This window comes from Oleiphilus sp. HI0061, from assembly GCF_001635675.1.
On the sequence record NZ_LWFE01001537.1, the window covers coordinates 1 to 1,040 of the forward strand.

General features: G+C 46.2%; 1 protein-coding gene and 1 pseudogene. Both read right to left on the reverse strand.

Translation table 11 applies throughout. From position 1 onward, the window contains the following. A pseudogene (locus tag A3735_RS23995) lies at positions 1-401 on the reverse strand (carboxynorspermidine decarboxylase); the annotation flags it as partial. 40 nt (positions 402-441) lie between these two features. Further along, positions 442-1,040, reverse strand: a 599-nt coding sequence (locus A3735_RS24000; protein WP_304440015.1) for a saccharopine dehydrogenase family protein, incomplete at its 5' end; no start/stop codon positions are given.

The following is a 1,040-nucleotide window of genomic DNA, read 5'->3' on the forward strand; positions in this document are numbered from 1 at the left end:
TGTTTGGCTCGTTTGGCATTCTCTTTAAATCGCTCCCACTGACCGAACGAGTTGAACACGACGTGTTTCGAGATTGCCATAATCTCTTCTAAGTCATGCTCAGTGTAGGCGGCTGAAAAGGTATGAACCTCTTGACCCAAGTCTTTGCCACCGAACTCTTCATAGCCTAAACGTGCCTCGTGCAAACCACTGGCACAAGTGCCTACCAGGTATTTGTTGATAAGCGGCGCGAGGCTAAACATAGAGAAAGCCTTAAGCGCCAATAATATTTTGGCGCCCGACTTTTCCTGTACCTCGTTCAGTATTTTAAGGTTCTTTTCTATTGCGACTTCATCCACGACAAAGCAAGGAGAAGGCACCCGTGCTGGGTCGAACGCTTCAAAGGTTTTTGCTTTAACCATGCCTATTTCCTACCAACGTCTAAGCAAATAGAACTAAGCATTAGATCAAATCAAACCCTGGGTTTTCAATGACTTTCCACGATAAGCCATAGGCATTCATATCACTCATAAAGGCGTCTGGATCAAGCTGCTCCATATTCCAGACACCGGGCTTCATCCAATGGCCTTCGATCATCATTTTCGCACCAATCATCGCTGGAACTCCTGTGGTATACGAGATCGCTTGAGATTGAACCTCTTGGTAGCAGTCTTGATGATCTTTGACGTTGTACAAATAAACTGTTTTCTCTTTGCCATCTTTAAGGCCACGGACCACACAACCGATGCAGGTTTTACCCTTAGTGCGAGGGCCTAGAGTAGACGGGTCTGGTAGCAAGGCTTTCAGAAACTGGATAGGTACAATTTCCTGGCCTTGGAATTCAATCGGCTCAATTCCTGTCATCCCAACATTCCCTAAGACCTCTAGGTGTTTGAGATAGCTATCGCCAAAACTCATCCAAAATTGCGCACGCTTAATTGAAGGGTAGTGCTTGGTTAAGGACTCAAGCTCTTCATGATACATTCGGAAAATATTGTAGGTGCCTACGCCATCTGGGCAGGTGAAGCTCTGCTGTGTCGACATGGCAGGCGTCGCTACAA